The organism is Streptomyces sp. NPDC091280, from assembly GCF_044768565.1.
Taxonomy (GTDB): Bacteria; Actinomycetota; Actinomycetes; order Streptomycetales; family Streptomycetaceae; genus Streptomyces.
In genome coordinates, this window is sequence record NZ_JBIVUZ010000007.1 from 537,742 (window position 1) to 555,499 (window position 17,758).

19 protein-coding genes are annotated in these 17,758 nt (G+C 71.0%); 2 read left to right on the top strand and 17 right to left on the bottom strand.

The window, feature by feature from the left end; genetic code table 11:
- Positions 1–60: 60 nt before the first annotated feature.
- Both lhgO and ACIQPR_RS23635 read right to left on the bottom strand, forming a co-directional pair.
- A complete protein-coding gene (lhgO, locus tag ACIQPR_RS23630; RefSeq protein WP_403651415.1) occupies positions 61–1,269 on the bottom strand; it encodes an L-2-hydroxyglutarate oxidase in 1,209 nt (402 codons plus the stop codon).
- Positions 1,270–1,300: 31 nt separating this feature from the next.
- Entirely contained in the window at positions 1,301–2,749 is a 1,449-nt protein-coding gene (locus ACIQPR_RS23635; RefSeq protein ID WP_403651417.1) for an aldehyde dehydrogenase family protein, read from the bottom strand.
- A 220-nt stretch (positions 2,750–2,969) separates the two neighbouring features.
- Between ACIQPR_RS23635 and ACIQPR_RS23640 the strand changes: the two genes are divergently transcribed.
- Positions 2,970–3,257: a putative quinol monooxygenase gene (locus ACIQPR_RS23640; RefSeq protein WP_403651419.1), complete on the top strand. Its 288-nt coding sequence runs from the start codon at positions 2,970–2,972 to the stop codon at positions 3,255–3,257.
- 45 nt (positions 3,258–3,302) lie between these two features.
- On the opposite strand, the gene ACIQPR_RS23645 is transcribed toward ACIQPR_RS23640, so the two are convergent.
- The 9 genes from ACIQPR_RS23645 to ACIQPR_RS23685 all read right to left on the bottom strand — a co-directional run bounded on the left by ACIQPR_RS23645 (position 3,303) and on the right by ACIQPR_RS23685 (position 10,883).
- On the bottom strand, positions 3,303–4,331 hold the full coding sequence (locus ACIQPR_RS23645) for a methionine synthase II (cobalamin-independent)-like protein (protein ID WP_403651420.1): 1,029 nt from the start codon (positions 4,329–4,331) through the stop codon (positions 3,303–3,305).
- A gap of 3 nt (positions 4,332–4,334) precedes the next feature.
- Positions 4,335–4,817, bottom strand: coding sequence for a heme-binding protein (locus tag ACIQPR_RS23650; RefSeq protein WP_403651422.1), 483 nt, complete (start codon positions 4,815–4,817; stop codon positions 4,335–4,337).
- A complete protein-coding gene (locus tag ACIQPR_RS23655) occupies positions 4,814–5,617 on the bottom strand; it encodes an alpha/beta fold hydrolase (protein ID WP_403651423.1) in 804 nt (267 codons plus the stop codon). Before ACIQPR_RS23655 ends, ACIQPR_RS23650 begins: the two co-directional genes overlap by 4 nt.
- Positions 5,618–5,643: 26 nt before the next feature.
- On the bottom strand, positions 5,644–6,015 hold the full coding sequence (locus ACIQPR_RS23660) for a VOC family protein (RefSeq protein ID WP_403651425.1): 372 nt from the start codon (positions 6,013–6,015) through the stop codon (positions 5,644–5,646).
- The gene (locus ACIQPR_RS23665; protein ID WP_403651427.1) at positions 6,012–6,782 is read right to left on the bottom strand and encodes a fumarylacetoacetate hydrolase family protein; all 771 of its coding nucleotides are present in this window, start codon (positions 6,780–6,782) and stop codon (positions 6,012–6,014) included. The genes ACIQPR_RS23660 and ACIQPR_RS23665 overlap by 4 nt, the downstream gene beginning before the upstream one ends.
- Before the next feature lie 6 nt (positions 6,783–6,788).
- Entirely contained in the window at positions 6,789–8,237 is a 1,449-nt protein-coding gene (locus ACIQPR_RS23670; RefSeq protein WP_403651429.1) for an NAD-dependent succinate-semialdehyde dehydrogenase, read from the bottom strand.
- A 31-nt stretch (positions 8,238–8,268) separates the two neighbouring features.
- A complete protein-coding gene (locus ACIQPR_RS23675; RefSeq protein ID WP_403651431.1) occupies positions 8,269–9,186 on the bottom strand; it encodes a VOC family protein in 918 nt (305 codons plus the stop codon).
- 98 nt (positions 9,187–9,284) lie between these two features.
- Positions 9,285–10,196, bottom strand: a complete 912-nt coding sequence (locus ACIQPR_RS23680; RefSeq protein ID WP_403651433.1) for a LysR family transcriptional regulator — start codon at positions 10,194–10,196, stop codon at positions 9,285–9,287.
- Positions 10,197–10,334: 138 nt separating this feature from the next.
- Positions 10,335–10,883: a carboxymuconolactone decarboxylase family protein gene (locus tag ACIQPR_RS23685; RefSeq protein ID WP_403651498.1), complete on the bottom strand. Its 549-nt coding sequence runs from the start codon at positions 10,881–10,883 to the stop codon at positions 10,335–10,337.
- Positions 10,884–11,127: 244 nt separating this feature from the next.
- Here ACIQPR_RS23685 and ACIQPR_RS23690 point away from each other — a divergent pair, with 244 nt between their 5' ends.
- Positions 11,128–11,538: a cupin domain-containing protein gene (locus ACIQPR_RS23690; RefSeq protein WP_403651435.1), complete on the top strand. Its 411-nt coding sequence runs from the start codon at positions 11,128–11,130 to the stop codon at positions 11,536–11,538.
- 54 nt (positions 11,539–11,592) lie between these two features.
- On the opposite strand, the gene ACIQPR_RS23695 is transcribed toward ACIQPR_RS23690, so the two are convergent.
- From ACIQPR_RS23695 to ACIQPR_RS23720, 6 genes are all read right to left on the bottom strand, one after another.
- Positions 11,593–12,930: an MFS transporter gene (locus tag ACIQPR_RS23695; protein WP_403651437.1), complete on the bottom strand. Its 1,338-nt coding sequence runs from the start codon at positions 12,928–12,930 to the stop codon at positions 11,593–11,595.
- Positions 12,931–13,058: 128 nt separating this feature from the next.
- Complete coding sequence (locus tag ACIQPR_RS23700) at positions 13,059–14,009, bottom strand: catechol 2,3-dioxygenase (protein ID WP_403651439.1); 951 nt, start codon at positions 14,007–14,009, stop codon at positions 13,059–13,061.
- Positions 13,990–15,117, bottom strand: a complete 1,128-nt coding sequence (locus tag ACIQPR_RS23705; RefSeq protein WP_403651441.1) for a 4-oxalomesaconate tautomerase — start codon at positions 15,115–15,117, stop codon at positions 13,990–13,992. The genes ACIQPR_RS23700 and ACIQPR_RS23705 overlap by 20 nt, the downstream gene beginning before the upstream one ends.
- A complete protein-coding gene (locus ACIQPR_RS23710; protein WP_403651443.1) occupies positions 15,114–15,824 on the bottom strand; it encodes a 4-carboxy-4-hydroxy-2-oxoadipate aldolase/oxaloacetate decarboxylase in 711 nt (236 codons plus the stop codon). The genes ACIQPR_RS23705 and ACIQPR_RS23710 overlap by 4 nt, the downstream gene beginning before the upstream one ends.
- Positions 15,821–16,570 (bottom strand): PIG-L deacetylase family protein, encoded by a 750-nt coding sequence (locus tag ACIQPR_RS23715; RefSeq protein ID WP_403651445.1) that lies wholly within the window; start codon positions 16,568–16,570, stop codon positions 15,821–15,823. Before ACIQPR_RS23715 ends, ACIQPR_RS23710 begins: the two co-directional genes overlap by 4 nt.
- Before the next feature lie 62 nt (positions 16,571–16,632).
- A complete protein-coding gene (locus ACIQPR_RS23720) occupies positions 16,633–17,283 on the bottom strand; it encodes a GntR family transcriptional regulator (protein ID WP_403651447.1) in 651 nt (216 codons plus the stop codon).
- Positions 17,284–17,758 lie beyond the last annotated feature (475 nt).

A 17,758-nucleotide genomic window follows, 5' to 3' on the forward strand; every position in this document is an offset into this window, starting at 1 on the left:
TGCCGAGCGCTGGACGTGCAAGCTGTAGTTGCGCGGAACACCGCTGTACGCAGGGCGTTCTCACGGTGTGGACGAGGTGTCGAACACCGCGCCGACGATGTGCTCGGCGATCGCCATGGAGGCGGTGGCGGCCGGCGAGGGCGCGTTGCGGACGGCCGTGATCCGGCCGACCCGATGGATGCGGAAGTCGTCCACGAGCGTGCCGTCGGGATCCAGCGCCTGGGCGCGGACGCCCGCTCCGCCGCGTACGACGTCGGCGATGCCGACCCCGGGGACGTACAGGCTCGCGTCCTTCATGAAGGCCTTCGCGGACAGCGAGCCGCGGTACTCCTTGATGCCGGTGCGCCAGTGCTGGGCGGCCATCCGCCAGGCGCCCGGGTAGGCGGCGAGTCCGGCGAGGTCCCGCACGGAGAGGTGGCCGAGCCGGTAGCCCTCCCTCGCCAGCGCGAGGACGGCGTTCGGGCCGACCTCCACGCTGCCGTCGACGCGCGGGGTGAAGTGCACGCCGAGGAACGGGTAGCGGGGGTCCGGCACCGGGTAGACGAGCCCGCGCACCAGGTGGGCCCGTTCGGGCCTGAGCAGCATGTACTCGCCCCGGAACGGGACGATCCGCGGCTCCTTCTTGTCCTGCGCGAGCCTCGCCACGGCGTCGGAATGCAGTCCCGCGCACAGGACGAGCCGGTCGACACGCACCCGCTCCTGCCCGGACCCGACCTCGATGCCGCCCGGCACGTCGGTGAGGGACGTGACGGGGAAGCCGAGCCGCACCTCGCCACCGGAGGCCTCGATGTCCTTCGCGAACTCCCGTGCCACGGCCGGGTAGTCGGTGATCGCGGTGCGCGGGGAGTGCAAGGCCGCGATCCCGCCGACGTGCGGCTCCAGTTCCTTGATCTCCTCGCGGGAGAGCTTGCGGAGTTCGGGCACGTGGTTGTTCGCGGCCCGCTCGTACAGGTCCTCCATCCGCACCAGTTCGTCCGGCCGTACGGCGACGACGAGCTTGCCGATCTCGTCGTACGGCAGCCCGCGGTCCTGGCAGTACTCGCGCAGGATCGCTACGCCCCGGACGCACAGGTCGGCCTTGAGGCTGCCCGGCGCGTAGTAGATGCCGGCGTGCACGACACCGGAGTTGTGGCCGGTCTGGTGGACGGCGACCGCGGGTTCCTTCTCCAGCACCACGACCCGGGTGCCGGGGCGGCGCAGGGCGATCTCGCGGGCGGTGGCCAGGCCCACGATGCCCGCGCCGACGATGCCGATCGTCTCGTCGGCCATCGGCGTCCTCCTCTCTGTCGTGCTCGCCGGCTCAGGCGCCGAGGTGGACGGCGACGGTCTTCACGCGGGTGGAGAAGCGCAGGACCTCGTCGCCCTGCTCCTTGTAGCCGGTGCCGGAGTCGTGGAAGCCGCCGAAGGGCAGGTGCACGTCCCAGCCGGGGGTGGTCGTGTTGACCGCGATCTGCCCGCACTCGGCGTCGTCGGCGAAGCGGTACGCGGAGGCGAGGTCGCGGGTGAACACTGCGGCGGCGAGCCCGAAGTCGGAGTCGTTGACCGCGTCGACGGCCTGCGCGAAGCCGTCCACGGCACGGAGGGCGAGGACCGGTCCGAAGACCTCCTCGCGCCAGATCGCCGTCTCGGCGGTGACCTCGGCGAGGACCGTCGGCTGGACGAAGCAGCCGTGCGCGCGGTCGCCCTCGGTGTCCGCCGCGCCGCCGGTCAGGACGGTGGCTCCCTGGTCCACGGCGCCCACGATGTGGGCGAGGACGCTGTCGCGCTGCCCGGGGCTGGACAGCGGGCACAGGGTGGTCGCCGGATCACTGCCCGGACCGGTCCGCAACGCCTCGACCTCGGCGACCAGCAGCCGGGTGAACTCCTCGTACACCGGCCGCTCCACGATCACCCGGCTGGTGGCGGTGCAGCGCTGACCGGCCTGTCCGAAGGATGCCGCCACCACGGTCCTCGCGGCGAACGGCAGGTCGGCGTCCCGGAGCACCACCGAGGCGTTCTTGCCGCCGAGTTCGCCCTGGAAGCGGACGTTGCGGTCGGCGAGACGGCGACGGATGCGGGCTCCGACCTCGTTCGAGCCGGTGAAGGTGATGCCGACGATCCGCGGGTCGTCGAGGAGCGCCTCCTCGATCTCGGCGGTACGGCCCGTGACCACGTTCAGGACCCCGGCGGGCAGTCCGGCGTCGTGCAGGGCGCGGGCGAAGTGCAGGCCCGACAACGGTGTCTCGGTGGCCGGCTTGAACACGGCCGCGTTGCCGGTGGCGAGCAGCGGGGCGAGCTTGCGGGCCGGAGTGATCAGCGGGTCGTTCCAGGGGCTGATCACGAGGATCACGCCGATCGGCTCGCGCTGGGTGTGCACGCGGGTGTCGGGACGGGCGTCGTGCAGGAGGGTGCCGTAGCCCTGGCGGGCCAGGCCCGCGTAGTAGTCGAGGAAGTCGGCCGCCTTGAGGGTCTCGCCGCAGGCCTCGGCGCCGGTCTTGCCGTTCTCGGCGGTGACGTCGGCGGCGATCTCGTCGAGCCGCTCGCGGATCAGCCGGGCCGCGTCGGTGAAGATCCGGGCGCGTTCGAAGGGGCTGGTGCGCTTCCATACGGCGAAGCCGCGCTCGGCGTGGTCGTAGGCGCGGGTGACGTCCTTGGCGGCGAGGGCGGGGATGCGCGCGAAGGGGGTGCGGACATCGGCGGGGTCGTGCACCTCGATCCACTCGCCGGTCGTCACCCACTCTCCACCGGAGAGGGTTTCCAGGCTTCGCATGAAGATCACTTCCTTCGTCCGCCGCGGTGCGGGTCCGCGGTCTGCGCAGTCGTCGGCCGCAGTGGGCCGAATGCGACAACACACCATGTGAGGGCGGTGCCACCAGCCCCGCGCCGGCAGGCATTGATTGCGCCGCGCGCGGGTCGGCACAGGGTTGATCCGTGCTGGAATCGGCAGGCCGGACGGCAGCTGCCGAAGATCCACCGAGGAGAGACACGACATGGCCTACGCAGTCATCGCCCGCTATTTCTGCGAGCCCGTCGACGAGGCCACGGTGCGCGCCGCGTTGCTGAAGGCGCGCGAGCAGACCCGGGCCGAGCCGGGGAACCTGGCGTACGAGGTGCACGCGGAGGCGGAGGTGCCGGGCAGTTTCGTGCTGTACGAGCAGTACGCCGACCGGGCCGGTTTCGACGCGCACAAGGCCGCCGACCACTTCGACGAGCTGATCGTGCGGACGGTGTGGCCGCTGCTGACCGACCGGAAGGTGACGTTCGCCGAGGTGCTGTGACGGAGCCGGCCGGGAAGCGCGCGGACGCGTTTCCCGGCCCGCGCGTCAGAACTCGTTGCCCCAGACATAGCGTGCGGTCGTCTCCACCAGCACGACCTTGCGGCGCTGCTGCTCGACGGTCAGCCACGGCCGGTCCGCCACGTCGGCGAAGCCCCGGGACGGCGATACGGCCCCGTCCTCCAGGTCCTTGAACTCGCCGACCGCGTCGATCCTGGCCATCACCGTGTCGATGTCCTCCAGTTCGGGCACGGTCGCGTCGACGATGCCCAGGCAGAAGTCCCGCTCGTCGGGCAGCGTCTCGACCAGGGCGAGTTCGGCCGGGGTGCCCTGGTCGAACGGCAGGATCCAGCGGTCGGCGCCGATGCCGGCGTAGAGCTGCTCGGCGCGGGCCCGGTCCACCTCGGTGGGCGCGGCCCAGCCGGGGGACAGCGCGATCTTCACGCCCTCGGGGCGGTCGTCCAGGCGTACCGCGAGGGCGTCGACGGCCAGGGCGTCCGCGAAGGAGAGCGCGCCGGGGTCGGCCGGGGTGGTGGCCAACTGGCCCAGCAGCAGCGGGTTGTCGAGCTGGATCAGGCGTACGCCCCTGGCGACCAGCGACTCGATCTCCGCGCGCACGATCTCGGCGAAGGCCTCCCCCAACTCCCGTGCGGAGGAGGGTCCGTGGCCGGGCTCGAAGGTGGTGGCGGCGAGGTAGGCGGGCGAGGGCAGCGCGGCCTTGGGGGCGATGACGGTCAGCTCGGCGAGCCGTGCCGCCCAGTCCCCGAGCAGCGGGCCGCTCGCCTTCGGCAGGGACTCCGCGACCCAGCGCACCAGGCCGTCGGCGTCGGTCTCGCCGGTGCGGCGCAGGCCTGACACTCCGTCAAGTACCGCGCTGCGGAAGTCGTCGCGGGGGAAGTCGCCGTCGGTGACGACGGTGGAGCGCAGCTTGCGCTGGAGGACGACCGCGTCCTCGACGGCCTGGATCTCGGCCTTCCGCAGCGCCTCGGGGTCGCCGGCCCTGCGAGCGGTGGTCAGTTCGATCGGGCGGACCAGGCTGCCGTGGTGGTCGATGCGGTAGTTGAACGTGTCGGCCATGGCTCAGGCGTCCTTTCCGGGCGCGGAGGGTGCGGGGTGGCCGGCGACTCCCCAGGCGGCGAACTCCAGTTCGTAGCCGAGCGAGGCGAGCACCTCCTCGGCGATCCGCTGGTCCTCGTCGGCCGTGCCGCCGGCGATGCCGAGGCCGCCGATGATCTCGCCGTCCTTCTTGATGGTGAGGCTGCCCTCGGTGGCCATGATCGGCATGGCGGCGCCGGGGAGTTGGGAGAGCTGGGCGAAGAAGACCGGCTGGCTCTCCTGCCACTTCTTCAGCATCGTGCCGGGGCGCTGCATGACGGCCGCCGTGTACGCCTTGGCGCGGGCGATGTCCGGGGTGAGCGGGCGGGCGCCGTCCGGGCGGCGGATGGCGACGGGGAAGCCACCCGCGTCCACGACGGCGACGCTCACCGCCTTCCCGATCTCCCGGGCGCGCTGGTGGGCGGCGTCGATGATCTCCTCGGCGGCGTCCAGAGTGAGGCTGCTCATGCTGCTTCCTTCGGTGCGGTGAGGGTGCGGCGCAGGTGGGCGACGGCGGCGTTGTACTCGGCGGGCGTCTCCCAGTACATGGAGTGCGGGGCGTCCGGGACGATCTCCAGGTGCGAGCCGGCCAGCAGTTCGTGGGCGCGGGTCACGGTCTTCACGCTGAGCACCGCGTCCTTCTCGCCCGCGAGGAAGGCGACCCTGACGCCCGAGTCCCGGATGTCGTCCAGGGACGGGCCGTCGGTGTCGAGGTTGCGCAGGTCCTGCATCCTGGCGACGTTGAACGTGCCCATCTGCTGGAACAGGAAGGTGAGATCGGCCCGTTCCCGCTGGAAGCGCTTCGTCAACAGGCGGTCGATGACGGGGAGTTTGACGGCCTCGGCGCGGTCGGCGGCGGCGAGTTCCTTCAGCTCGGGGTGGCTGATGCCGCCGAGGGAGTGGCCGAGGACCACGGAGCCGACGCGCTCGGGCCGCAGCAGTCCGGCGCGCAGCGCGGCGACGGAGCCGATGGACTGGCCCACCAGCATGGCGTCGGTCAGGTCCTCCTGGTCCAGTACGGCGACGACGTCGCCGGGGAAGTCCTGGCCGTCGAACTCGGGCCCGGACGAGTGCGGAGAGATGGGCGCGTCGGACTTGCCGAAGCCGCGCAGGTCCACGGTGAGGACCGTGAACTCCTCGCGCAGAGCGGCCACTTGCTGCCACCAGGCGGCGTGGTGGCCGCCGCTGCCGTGCACGAACAGGATCGCCGGACCGCTGCCGTGGCGCTCGTAGTAGATGGAGGTGCCGTCGGAGTCGGCGATGGGCATGGGAGTGAACTCCTGTACGTGCGGGGTCAGTTGGGGCGGCGGCCGTGGAAGACGAGTTCGATCATGGTGTGGTCGGGGTCGTGGATGTAGCAGAACTTCGACTGGTTCTCGGGCCGTTCGATGGGCCGGGTGTGCCGGATGCCCAGATCCTTGAGGTGAGCGAGGAAGTCGTCCCAGTCGTCGACCTCGACGGCGAAGTGGTAGGGCGCCATGCGCTCCATCTCCTCGACGGGGGTGAAGTGCAGGTCGAAGTTGCCGCGGGTCATCAGCACCACGCGGGTGTTGGACTTGGGCTGGATCCGCTTCATCCCGAAGACCTTCGTGTACCACTCGGCGGTCCGGTCGGGGTCGGTGGTGGGGAAGTTGACGTGGTGGATGTAGCGGGGTGCGCTGCTCATGACGGATTCCCTTCACGGTGTACGGGGTTGGACAGGACGCCGATGCCGCTGATCTCGATGTCCACGGTGTCCCCGGGTTCGAGTTGGCAGGTGGTCTCGGCGCCCATCCACAGCACGTCCCCCGGGTGCATGGTGATGTGCTTGGTGAGCTCGACGATGTGGTCGTAGGGGTCGAAGACCATGTCGCCGGTGGCGAACGAGGCGCGTACTTCTCCGTTCACCCGGAGCGTCGTGGTCTGCGCGAGCGCGTCGACGTCGGTCTCCATCCACGGCCCCATGGGCTTGAACGTGTCGCTGTTCTTGCTGCGCCAGAAGGAGCGGTCCTGGTGCTGCCAGGCGCGGGCGCTGACGTCGTTGCCGATGGTCCAGCCGAAGACCGCTTCGCGGGCCTCGTCGCGGGTGGCGTGCCGGAGTCTGCGGCCGATGACGGCGACGAGTTCGGGCTCGGCCTCGAAGCGGCCCTCGACCCCGTCCGGCTTGACGATGGGCGAACGGTGGCCGGTGAGCGCGTTGTTGGCGCGGTAGCCGACCTCGGGGCGGGCGGGGGTCTCGGCGCCGGCGTGCGCGATGTGCCGCGGGTAGTTCATGCCGACGGCGTAGAACACGGGCGGGACGACGACGGGCAGCCAGTGGGCGTCCGCGACCGGGACGGTGCCGAGGACGGACGGATCGCCGTCCAGCGGGGATTCCGACAGCAGCTCGATGTCCCGCTCCCCCACGCGGCCCCAGACCGCCCGGCCGCCGACCGCGACGCGGGTGTACCTCATGGCGGTTCAGCCCGCCAGCAGGTGGGAGACGCGCTTGGTGACCAGGTAGGCGTCGAGGGCCTCGGGGCCGCCCTCCCTGCCGTAGCCGCTCTCCTTGACTCCGCCGGAGGGTGCCTCGGCGACGGAGCCGCCGCAGTGGTTGACGGAGATGATGCCGGCCTCCAGTGTGTCGGCGAGCTTCTCGGCGGTGGCGGCGGACTCGGTGAAGCCGTAGGCGGCGAGGCCGTAGGGCAGGGCGTTGGCGAGCGCGAGGGTCTCGTCGAGGTCGGTGAACGGGAGGATCGGCGCGAGCGGGCCGAAGGGCTCCTCGTGCAGCAGCCGCGCGTCGGCCGGTACGTCGGTGAGGACGGTCGGGGCGTAGAAGTAGCCGTCGCGCTCGGGCCGTTGACCGCCGGTGAGGATATTGGCGCCGCGTGCGACGGCGTCGGCGACCAGGCTCTCGACGGCCTGGAGCCTGCGCTCGTTGGCGAGCGGCCCCATGGTGGTGCCCGCGTCGAGGCCGTCGCCCACGGTGACCTGTTCGGCGGCCCGCACGAACTCGGCGGTGAAGTCCGCGACGACGCTCTCGTGGACGTAGAAGCGGCTCGGTGAGGTGCACACCTGGCCGGCGTTGAAGAACTTCGCCCGGGCCGCTCTGCGGGCGGACTTCACCGGGTCGGCGTCGGCGCAGACGACGACCGGGGCGTGGCCGCCGAGTTCCATCAGGGTGGGCTTCATGGCCGCGCCCGCCTGGGCGGCGAGGAGTTTGCCGACCGGGACCGAGCCCGTGAAGGCGACCAGGCGGATCCGCGGTGAGGGGATCAAGTGGGCGGAGACCTCGGCGGGTTCGCCGAAGACGAGGTTGAGGACTCCGGCCGGCAGGCCCGCGTCGGCGTAGCAGGCGACCAGGGCGGCGGCCGTGCCCGGGGTCTCCTCGGAGGCCTTGATGACGATCGAGCAGCCCGCGGCGAGGGCGGAGGAGAGTTTGCGGTTGGGGCCGCCGACCGGGAAGTTCCAGGGGACGAACGCGGCGACGGGGCCCACGGGTTCGCGGCGGACGGTGAGGAGGGTGCCGGGTGCGGAGGGGATGATCCGGCCGTAGGCGCGGCGGGCGTCCTCGATGTGCCAGCGCAGGGTGTCGGCGGTGCGCAGGGCCTCGGTGGTGCCCTCTTGCAGCGGCTTGCCCTGTTCCTGCGCCATGATCCGGCCGATCCCGGCGGCGCGCTCGGTGATCAGGTCGGCGGCGGTGTGCAGGATCGCGGAGCGCCGGGCGACCGGGGTGGCGCGCCAGGCGCGGAAGCCCTCGGTGGCCGCTTCGAGGGCGCGGTCGAGGTCGGCTGTGGTGGCGAGGGGTACGTCGCCGATCACCTTCTCGGTGGCCGGGTTCACGATCGGGGCGGTCCGTCCGGTGCCGCCCTGGCACCACTCGCCCGCGATGTACATGCGGACGGCGGGGTAGCCGTGGTCGGAGGTCATGAGTGGGTGCCCTCTCAGGCTGGGAGGAGAGTCAGGTGGCGGGGGCGTCCTGGTCGCGGTGGGAGCGCAGTGCCCAGATGTGGTGCGGCGGAGTGGTCTCGTGGACACGGGTCTCGTAGGTGTCGTCGACGCGGTCCATGTCGGCCGCGTACTCGACCCGGCCTCCGCAGGGGGCGTGGACGAACCGGAAGACGTTCGAGCCGACGGTGTGGCGGCCGAGTCTGCGGGCCTCCCGCCAGCCGCGCTCGATCATGTGGTTGCCGCCCTCGATGACGTCGTCGAAGCCGGGGACCTCGTAGGCGATGTGGTTGACGCCGGCGCGGTCGGGGCGGTGGCACAGCAGCATGGTGTGCTGGTCGTCGTCGCCCGGCGCCTGCATGAAGACGCCCATCGGTTCGACGATGTCGGTGGGCCGGAAGCCGAGCCGCTCGGTGTAGAAGGCGACGGCTTCCTCGCGGCCCTCCTTGACGATGTTCAGCGCGACATGGCACATGCGCAGCGGGAAGGCCCGGGTGAGGGGTTCCAGCGGGGTGTTCCAGCGGTCGACGCTGCCCGTCGCATTGGCGGGCCGCGGACTCACGTCGGTGTTCTTCGGACGGGCCGGCGCGAGTCCGACGCCGAAGCCGCTCTCGTCCACGGTGTGGAAGACCCCGTCGGCGCTCTCGTGGACCTCGCGGTCACGGCCCGCGGCGGCGACCAGGCGGGCCAGTTCCGCAGGGGTGTCGACGCCCCAGACGACCTCGCGGATCGTCGGCCCGGCCTCCACCGGCGGCGGCAGCAGGGGGCCGGGCAGGGTGTCCAGGTGGAGGGTCTGCCCGGCGAGCGTCTCGAAGACCGCGTGCTCCTCGGTGCGCTCCAGCAGGAACAGACCGAAGTCGTCGAAGAATCGGACGCATTCGTCCACGTCGTCGATGCCGTAGGTGACCGATTCGATTCTCTGGATTCCCATGGATGCCTCGTTTCGCGGGTCGCCCGGCGAGCCTAGATTTCGGGTCGTGAAGGCCTCAATGGTCCGGGCTCGTCTGAATTCGCAATCGTTTCTTGCGGCTACGACCCGATGGCCGGAATGGGGTTCTGGGCGAACCATTCGGCGAGGAAGTCCAGGAAGACGCTGACCTTGCGCGGGGTGGCCTGGCCGGGGCCGTAGATCGCGAAGAGCGGGCGGTCGGGTACGGCGAGTTCGGGCAGCAGGACCGTCAGGGCGCCGGAGAGGAGGTCGTCGTAGGCGGGGCGCTGCGGGAGCAGGGCGATGCCTCGGCCGTGGACGGCGGCCTTCTGGAGGGCGAGGTAGGAGTTGGAGGAGAACGCCACGTTGCGGATCTTGTGCAGGGTGCTGGCGTGTCCGTGGCCGATGCGCCAGACCGGGTCGTTGACGTGGACCAGGCAGTCGTGGTGGGCGAGGCCGTTGGGCTCGGTGAGCGGGCCGCAGCGGTCCAGGTACGTCCGGGAGGCGCACAGCACGAAGGGCAGCGAGGCGATCTTCTTCAGGCGGACGCTGGAGTCCCGCAGATCCCTGGTGTGGAAGGCGACGTCGAAACCGCTGTCCAGGAAGTCGTACGTACGGTCCGACATGCCGCCCAGTTCGAAGCGGACGTGGATCTTGGGGTGGGCGGCGGAGAACGCGGCGATGGCGTCCCCGAGGTCCAGGCTGCCTATCCACTTGGGGCAGATGATGCTCAGGGTGCCCTCGGCGCGGTCGTGGAGGTGCGCGATGCCGGCGTCCTCGGCCTCGATCTCGTCGAGGATGCGGGCCGCGAACTCGGCGTACCGCAGCCCCGGTTCGGTCAGGCTGACCGAGCGGGCGGTGCGGTTGACGAGGCGGACGCCGACCTGTCGCTCCAGTTCGGCGACGTGCCGTGACACCAGCGAGCCAGACGAGCCCAGCTTCTTGGCGGCGCCGCTGAAGCTGCCGGCCTGGGCGACGGTGACGAAGCTGTGCATGAGGAGCAGTCGGTCCATGATTCCTCCGGAGGCCCCCGTGTGCCAGGGGTGGGCCCCGGCGGCGGTGCCGGTCGTGCGGGCGGCTCGGGACAGTACCGGGGTGCCTTGTTCAGGTTGTCCTCGGTGACCAACGAAAGAGGATTGTCGGCAATCTTGTCAACCTTCTTCCCGGCTACGACCGTGGCCGCGGATGTCCGGGAACGGGGGTTCCTTGTCCGCCTGGAGGTCCACTTGGAAGGTGTTGAGGCACATGCCGAGCATGGTGAAGTTGCCGAGCGCGCCGACGGTGTCGACCAGGCCCTTGGGGCCGAAGTGGGCCAGTGCGGCGGCGAAGGTGGCGTCGGTGACGAAGTGGTCGTCGAGGATCTCGCGGCAGAAACGGTAGAACGCCTGGTCCACTTCGTCGTCGAAGACGGCCTCGCGCTTCTCCGCGATCGCCTTGACGGCGGCCTCCGGAACGCCGGCCTCGATCGCCTGGTGCACATGGGCGTTCCAGGAGTACTGCGCGTCCCAGTTGCGGGCGGCCATCAGCAGCGCGAGTTCGCTGAGGCGCTTGGGGAGGCTGCTGTCGAAGCGGGCGAACGCGCCGAGGGATTCCGCCCGTTCGCACATCTCCGGGCTGTGCAGCCAGACCCGGAAGGGGCCGCGGACCGCGCCGCGCCGGCCGGCGATGCGGGCGGCCAGTTCCCGCTGGCGCGGGTCCATTTCCTCTTCGGTCAGAACGGGGAGCCTCATGGGCCGATACCTGCCTTTTCTTTCCGGCGCGTTCCGTGCGCGCTGAGTGCGCGGTTCGTGCTGCCGTGCGTTGCGTGCCGACGCTACAGCCGGGTCCGGGAAGCTCACCCCTCCGGAAATGCAAGGTAAAGCTGCACGCCGGAGGGCACCCATTGCCCCGCGCGAGGCCTAACGTCGTGCGACGCGAGAGTGTGTAGCCGGAAAGGAAATCCCGATGACCACGATCATCAAGGTCGCGTCCGTGCCCTTGCTCGACCGGGGCGGCGCCGTCGTCACGACGCCCCTCGTCACGACGCCGTCGGCGGGCGGGGAGAACCTGATCACCAGCGGGATGAGCGTGTATCCGGTCGGCTCCGGGGCGCCGTTGCACTCGCACAACTGCGACGAGCACGTGACGATCCTGGAGGGCGAGGCGGAGGTGTGGGTCGACGGCGAGGTGACACGGCTGGAGCGCTACGACACCACGTACGTCCCCTCGCCGGTCCCGCATCTGTTCCGGAACGTCGGCGACACCCCGCTGCGGATCCTGTGGGTGTACTCCTCGGGCCATGTGACCCGGACGTTCACCGAGACGGGCAGGACGGTGGAACACCTCTCGGCGGAGGACCAGATGGGCGAGGACTGACCGAAGGTACCCGAAGAGCCCGCGTCTCCCGGCGCGGGCTCTTCGGGCGCCACGTCAGTGGGCGGAGACCAACTCCTGCTCGGCGCTGGTCCGTTCGGCCTGCCTGGAGCCGCGCAGGGCCGCGATCCCGATGAACACCATGGACGACAGTCCGGCGATGGCGAAGGACGTGAAGCCCCAGTCGCCGTTGCCGGAGGCGAGCAGCCGGCCGCCGAGCCAGGGGCCGAAGACGGCACCGAAGCGGCCCATTCCGGAGGTCCAACCGACCGCCGTGGCACGGTTGTCGGGGGTGGAGCGGATGGAGACCGTCGCGTAGATCATCGTCTGGGCGCTGTTGAGGAAGACGCCGGTGAGGAAGACGACCAGCATCGTGACGGCCTGGTTCATGTGGACGCCGAGCAGGAAGACGCCGACGGCGGTGAGCGCGAACCAGATCGCCGAGATGCGCGGGGCGCCGAAGCGGTCGGCGGCGCGGCCCGCGGCGAGCATGCCCACGATGCCGCCGAGGTTGAAGACGACGACGAAGGTGAGGGCGTCGGCCAGCGCGTAGCCCTCGGAGCGCATCAGGGTGGGCAGCCAGGTGGCGACGCCGTAGACGAGCAGCAGGCCGCCGAAGGAGGCGAACCAGTACAGCAGGGTCTGGATCCACCGGCCGCCGGTGAAGAGGTCGCGCAGCGCGTCCCAGCGGTCGGCGGCGGTCTTCTTGCCGGTGGCGGCGGGGAGTTCGACCTCGAAGCGCTCGGCGAGGGCCGCGGCCTCGTCGGTGCGGCCCTTGGCGACCAGGAAGCTCAGCGACTCGGGCAGCAGCTTGAGCAGCACCGGGACGAAGAGCAGCGGGAGGACGCAGACCCAGAAGGCGGCGCGCCAGCCGACCGGGTCCACCAGCCACTTGGCCACGTAGGCGGAGAGGATGCCGCCCGCGTGGTGGGCGGTCATCAGCAGGCCGATGGTGAGGGCGGTCCGGCCGCGCGGGGCGTAGTCGGAGACCATGCTGATCGCGGTGGGCAGCAGCCCGCCGAGGCCGACGCCGGCGAGGGTGCGGCCGAGGCCGAAGACCTCCACGCTGCCGGAGATCGCGCAGATCCCGGAGGCCAGCGAGAAGAGCGTCACGCAGGCGATCATCAGCTGCTTGCGGCCGATCCGGTCCGCGACCGTGCCCGCGGTGAGAGCGCCCACCAGCATGCCGAAGGTGGCGTAGCTGCCGAGGTCGCCGGCCTGGTCCGCGGTGAGACCGAAGGTCTTCGTCTCCAGCAGGTGCGGGAGCACCGAGCCGTAGATGAACATGTCGAGGCCGTCGAAGAGGACGGCCAGCCAGCACAGGCCGATGACCAGCAGGGCCAGTCGGCTGCTTCGGGCGGACAGGGCGGGGGACGGGGAGGGGGAGGAAGACATCGTTGGTTACCTCTCGTGCTTGGTGCGCCAGACGCTAAGGAGTCACCCGCCGGATAGTCAACGTTTTTGTCAACAATCTCATCGACAATCGAGTCGGGGGTGACTCCGGCGACCGCGCCGCGCGTCGCTCAGGCGACCGGCGGAGTCCCGTGTGTGTGGAAGGACTCGATGGTCTTCAGGCCCCAGGCCTGCCCCTTCTTCCGCTCCTCCTCGGTCCAGGTGATCAGCGGCCAGTCGGGCGCCAGGACGAGTCGGGTGAGCGGGTTGCACAACTCGACGCGGTTGCCGCCGGGTTCGTAGACGTAGAGGAAGAACGTCTGCTGGATGGCGTGCTTGTGCGGGCCGGTCTCGATGAACACGCCTGTGTCGATGGCGAGATCGGCCGCCCGCAGGATGTCCTCACGGGTGTCGGTCGCGAAGGCGATGTGGTGCAGCCGTCCGGTCGCCCCGGTCCAGTCCTCGGTGTAGACGACGTCGTACGACTTGGCCGTGTACGTCAGCCAACGCGCCGCGATCCGGCCGCTGTCGAGCCGGATCTGCTCGGTCGGCCGCGCTCCGAGCACGTGCTGCTGGAACTCGGCGCTGGAAAGCACGTCCGCGGCGAGGAAGTTGATGTGGTCCAGGCGCCGTACTCCCACGCCCCGGTTGGGCTTGGCCTGCGGCTGGTTCTTCAGGGCCGGTTTCAGCTCGTCGGGGGCCCGGTAGTACTCGCTCTCCCAGTAGAGGGCGTGCTCGTGGCCGTCCGGGTCGGTGGTGACGTACAGCTTGCCGATCCCGGGTTCGTCCTCGACCCAGTGGCCCGTGCCGCCCGCCTCCTCGACCGCTTTGACGCGGCGCTGGAGGGCCTCCTCGCTGGAGGTGCGCAGGGCGAGACGGCCGAGGCCCGGCCGGTCGCGGGCGGTGAGGACCAGGCTGTGGTGCTCGTAGTCGTCGTAGGTCCGCAGGTGGACGGTGTCGCCGTCCTGCCCGTTGACGGTCAGCCCGAGGTAGTCGGTGAAGAAGGCGACACTGGCGTCCAGGTCCGGGGTGAAGAGCTGGACGTGGCCGATATGGGCGATGTCACCGAGCGGCGGAGCCATCGTTGCCTCCAAGAGGGGGTGCGGGTACGGGAGTCGGGGCGGCGGGCCGGGGGAAGACCGTTCCGTCGAAGATCTTTCGCGCGGTGCGGACGACCGCGGTTCTGCGGACCACGGGAGCGGGGTGCCCGGGTCCGGCGTCGACGCTGGTCTCGATGTCCAGGAATCCGGTGGGATGCTCGACGCGCAGTCGGTCACCGTGCGGGTTCACCTCCGCGATGCCCTCCCCCACGCCGCCGGGCAGGAGGAGTCCCGCCGCGACGCTCGCGGCGCCGAGGACGCCGATGGAGGTGTGGCAGCGCACGGGGATGAAGGTGCGGGTGGTCACCGCTCCGCCGTTCCTGGGCGGTGCCAGCAGGCTGAGCTTGGGGATCGTGGTGGGTTCGACGTCCCCGAGGCCCATCAGCCCGCCGGCCGCCAGGCGGATCGCCCGCAGGCGCTCGGCGAGAGCCTGGTTCGCCTCCAGTTCCTCGGGGCGCTCGTAGCCGGTGACGTCCAGCGCGGCGGCCGGGACGAGGACCACCGGCATCCCGTTGTCGACGCAGGTCACCTCGGTGCCGGCGACGACGTCCCGGATCCGGCCGGTCGGCAGCAACGGGCTTGCGCCCTGCGGGAATTCGATGACCACGGGGGCCGCCGTGCCGGGCACGCCGGAGATCTCGGCGGTGCCGGTGTAGTCGACCCGGCCGCCCGGTGTGGGGAAGCTGGCGACCGCGAGTTCCCCGGTGTTGAGCATGCGGATGCGCACGGACGTCTCGTCGGCACCGGGGGCCACGAGCCCCCGCTCCACGGCGAACGGGCCTATTCCGGCGAGGATGTTGCCGCAGTTCTGCCGGTCGGTGACCTCGGGGCGGTCGACGGCGACCTGGAGGAACAGGTAGTCGACGTCGGCCTCGGGGTCGGCCGAGACGGAGACCACGCCGACCTTGCTGGTCAGCGGGTGGGCGCCGCCCAGGCCGTCGATCTGGCGCGGGTCGGGGCTGCCCATGACACGCAGCAGCAGGTCGTCGCGCTCGGCCGGGTCGGCGGGAAGGTCCTCGGCCAGGAAGTAGGCGCCCTTGGAGGTGCCGCCGCGCATCAGCACGCAGCGCACCTCCGCGGGCCCGGTCACGACCCGGCTCCGGTGTACTCCTCGTACGACAGGTACTCGACGCCGAGCCGCTTGAGGGTGTCGCGCAACCCGTAGCGGTCCAGGCCGAGTTGGCCCGCCAGGAAGGCGGCGCGGGTGGCGGCCTCCTTGGCCTCGCGGGCCGCGGACCGCTCGGCGGTCTCACCGGCCCGCTCCCTCGGTACGACCACCACGCCGTCGTCGTCGGCGACGATCACGTCACCGGGGCGCACGACCTGGCCGTCGATGGCGATGGGCACGTTGACCGAGCCGCCGGTGGCCTTGACGGTGCCCTGGGAGGAGACGGCGCGGGACCAGGCGGCGAAGCCCATGTCGCGCAGTTCCTGGGTGTCGCGGATGCCGGTGTTGAGGACGACTCCGCGCACCCCGCGCTGCTGGAGGGCGGTGGCGAAGAGTTCGCCGAACAGGCCGTCCACGCACGGGGAGGTGGTGGTGACGACGAGGATGTCTCCCTCGCCGCACTGCTCCACGGCCGCGTGGATCATGAGGTTGTCGCCGGGCCAGCTCAGCACGGTGACCGCGGTGCCGGCGACCCGGACTCCCTGCTGCACAGGGCGGATCGACGGACCGAGCAGACCGGTGCGGCCCATGGCCTCGCCGACGGTGGCCACTCCGAACGCGGACAGCGCCTCGACGTCCCGGGCGTCGGCCTTCGGGGGGTTGGTGACGATCACGCCGCCCGTGCTCATGCCAGCTCCTTCGCGATCTGCGGGTAGGGACGCATGTACGCCTCGGCCATCGTCTTGTGGGCCAGGCCCAGGTTCGGGCCGGCGTTGCGCTTGAGCTGGACGCCCCGGCGGACGGCCAGGTCGGTGTAGTAGTCCCACAGGTGCTGCTGGGCGCCGAGGCACTCCATGGCCTTGCGCTTGGTGTGCCAGACCTCGGTGATGTCGAGGAGGACCTCGGGCCTGAAACCGCTCATCTCGGGCTGGTGCGGCTCGAAGTAGAAGACCGGCGGGGCACCGATGATCTCGCCCGCACCGGGATAGCCGATGGCCTGCGCCAGGACGCGGGCCTCCAGCGCCATGCGGTTGGCGGCGGGATGGTCGCCGTTGTACGGGTCCTCGGTGGGGTGGGTGAGCACGACGTCCGGCTGGGTCTCGCGGTAGACGGCGACGAGTCGGTCGGTCAACTCGGCGGTGGCGACCAGGGGGTAGTCGCCGGCGTCGTAGAAACGGACCTCGGCGCCGAGGGTGGCGGCGGCGCGTTCGGCCTCGTCCTTGCGTATCGCCTTGATCTCCTCCAGCTGCCTGCCCTCGCGCCAGGCCTTGGCGGACTCGCCGCGCTCGCCGAAGGTCAGACAGGCGATGGTGACCTTCTCGCCGCGGGCGGCGGCCAGGGCGATGGCTCCGCCCGCCCGCCACACGAAGTCCCCGGCGTGCGCCGTGACGACGAGTGTCGATCGTGGGGTTGCGGGCGCGTTGCCGTGCGTCATTACGTCAATCTCCTTGGTGGACAGGTGTGCGCCCGCCCCCAGTCGCGCCGATCGGCCGCGCCTCAGTCGCGCAACGCCTCGATCACACTGGTGAGATGGGCGCGGACGGCCGCCTCGGCCGCCTGCGGGTCCCTGGCCGTGATCGCCTCGATCATCGCCAGATGCTCGTTCAGGGACTGCTGCGGACGCCCCGGCCGCAACGCCAACTGGAAGCGGTGACGCACCAGTTGGGCGTTGAGCCGCTCCAGCAGGGTGACGGCCGTCTGCTGGCCGGAGAACTCCCTCACCCTGTCGTGGAGTTCGTGGTTCAGCTCGGAGTAGGTGACCGGCTCGCCGTCGGCCACGGCCTTGGTCATGGCCCGGCCCAGGGCCGCCAGTTCGGCCAGCTGGTCGTCGCCGGCCGCGACGGCCGCCTTGGCCGCGCACAGTCCCTCCAGGACCATGCGGCACTCCGTGATGGCGACCGCCTCCTCCACGGTCACCACCCGCACCCGTGAGCCCCGGTTGCGGATCCGCTCGACCAGTCCTTCGGCCGCCAGATCGATCAGTGCCGCGCGGATGCTGGCCCGCGTCACATCGAGTTGCTCGGCGAGCTCGTTCTCCACCAGCCGCTGTGCCGGTGCCATGTCGCCGTGCAGGATCGCCTGCCGCAGCTGCGTGAGCGCATGCTGCTTGGCCTGCTCCCCGGTGCTCGGACGGGCTTCTTTCGGCATCGTTGCCCTCCCTGAGTGAGTGCCTGTCGAACCTAAATCTAGCCAAACAAGATTGTCAACAATTTTGTCCGCCGTATTGCGGTGCGTGTCGGGCTCCGGCGTGGTCGACAGGGCAGCGTGTGGCGGCCGAGCGTCGGCCGGGCGTGGTCGATGCGCAGAGGGGCGGGGCCCGCGATGGCGTCGTGACGCAGCTCGTCGGCTCGGCGAGGGCGCGAGGGGTGTGCCCCACCACTCACGGCCTGGCGCTCGCCGGAGTCTCCGATCGGTGGGCGCGCCTCAACAGCCGTACGCCCACCTGCCGATGGGGATCGCGGTCGCCGCCCGGAAGCCGCCGATGCCTACAGCGGTGGGGCAGAGCGGGAAGTCGTCGCGGTGGCCAGCGTGCCGGGGATCCTCACCGCGCGGGGCCGCGCCGCCGAGGTCCGGTGCCGACTCCGGCCCTCGGGGCGCATGAGCCTCGATCCGGTGCTCAGCG